The 1,954-nt window shown below is 52.5% G+C and carries 2 protein-coding genes; one reads left to right on the forward strand and one right to left on the reverse strand.

Annotated features, from left to right (window positions below; genetic code table 11):
• Window positions 1–394: 394 nt before the first annotated feature.
• Window positions 395–1,309, forward strand: coding sequence for an ISAzo13 family transposase (locus GE027_RS22460; protein ID WP_237607739.1), 915 nt, complete (start codon window positions 395–397; stop codon window positions 1,307–1,309).
• Between the two features lie 3 nt (window positions 1,310–1,312).
• On the opposite strand, the gene GE027_RS22920 is transcribed toward GE027_RS22460, so the two are convergent.
• A partial coding sequence (locus GE027_RS22920) for a hypothetical protein (RefSeq protein WP_162006899.1) occupies window positions 1,313–1,954 on the reverse strand: 642 nt, incomplete at its 5' end.

Raw genomic sequence — 1,954 nt, forward strand, 5'->3', positions numbered from 1 at the left:
AAGCAACGCACGATCAATTAGTGTCGAAGATGTGATGCGTATCGGGTAGACTGCTGGGAGTTCAATTCGATCCCCACAGAGCGGAGCCACGGATGGTCATCAGTTTACGCGACGCCGATTCACAGACCGAGCAACGCCTGCGTGATTTTGCAGGTACTTTGTCGGAGAAGGATCGCAGGCGGTTTGCTGCCATCGAAGCGACACAGCGTGGGCACGGCGGGATCACTTACATCGCCGGCGTGCTTGGCATTTCGACACGAACGATTGAACGTGGCATCGCGGAACTGGATCACCTGCAGGATGACCCAGCGGCCGGACGGGTGCGTCGGCCCGGTGCCGGTCGAAAAAAAAGATCGATTCCGAAACGCCGGAAGAAGCCAACCTGATTGAATGCATCGAGTTCCGTACCGCTGGAGACCCCGATGAAGAGGACATCGTTTACACCGACTTGTCCCCGCAGGATCTGTCGGAGCGTCTGACGAAGATGGGAACCCCCGTGGGCAGAGACGCGATCGCTCAGTGGCTCGACGACGCGGGAATCCGTCGACGCCAAATTCGCAAAGACATCCCTGGCGGCGAACATCCAGACCGAGACTGCCAGTTTGAACGCATCGCCGAGCTCGTCTCGCAATACGAAATAGCCGGTGAGCCCTGGTTCTCGATCGATACCAAAGCGAAGGAGCATTTGGGGCTTCTGTATCGCAAAGGGCGAGTTCGCGGCAACCGTTCGTTCGAAGCATTTGATCATGACTTTCCTTCCTGGGCCGACGGCGTTTTGATCCCTCACGGAATCTTTGACCCGAAGGCCAACCTGGGGCATATCAATTTGGGATTGTCCCACGACACCAGCGAATTTGCCTGCGAGTCATTCAGACGTTTCTGGAATACGTTCGGTCACCGGCGTTACCCGGACGCCAAGTCAATATTGCTGACGTGTGACGGAGGGGGAAGCAATTCAGCGAGCAAGTACATCTTCAAGTACGACCTTGAGCGATTGAGTGATTCGATCGGGTTGCCAATTCGGATCGCTCACTATCCACCGTACTGCTCGAAATACAATCCGATCGAACGACGCTTCTTTCCGCACGTCGGGCGGGCATGCAGTGGAATGCTCTTTGATTGCCTTGACACAGCAGTGTCGCTGATGCGTAGGGCACGAACGAGGACCGGGCTCCGAACGACTGTCGCTGTCATTAAACGCATGTTCGAAACAGGAAGGAACGCCACCAAAGAAATGAAAAACAATCTCAGAATCGTCTATGATGATCTTCTACCAAAGTGGAACTATGTTGCGAACCCCCAAACGTGACACTTATTCATCGTGCGTTGCTAAGTCGAAAACGTCTTGCGCATCGGCCCACAACTCAAACTGTTTAAACATAGTGTCGGTCGCATCAACAGTAAGTCTGTCCTGTTTGTGCATCGCACTAAACACTGCTAAAGCGTCGATCTGCCTGCAAAGATTAGAGGAAACTGCGGAACCCATAGCACTGATCAACGCAATCTGCACTCTTTCTGTAAATTGCGGAAGCTTAATCAGCCTCAAAACCGCTGAGAGCCGAACAGACCGAGTAGAATCCCACCGGCTTAAAGACAACGAAAGCACAAACGTTTCGAGTTGACTCTCCGTGAAACCAGAGGCAAGCTTCCAAATCTCTTTCTCGAATAATTTCGCGTTCTCAGATTCATCGAGCGAAATCGCAATTGTATTAAACGCAAGCTGGCGAGACTTGATTGGCAGTTTTGGGTTGGTAGCAATTTGGAGTAAAAGCGATTGACTCTTCGTCGTCTGTGAATTGAAGGTCACCGGAGTTTCATTTCGAGTTGAGAAAAAGACTAGCGACAAATTGAGGATTTGGGCGGCTTGTGACATAGCCTCGGCGCTAGCCTTTTCAATCCTGGTTTCGCGTTGGTCCCGATTGAGCACGACCTCACCCTGCATCGCCTTCGAAAG

Source organism: Roseimaritima sediminicola (assembly GCF_009618275.1).
Lineage (GTDB): Bacteria > Planctomycetota > Planctomycetia > Pirellulales > Pirellulaceae > Roseimaritima > Roseimaritima sediminicola.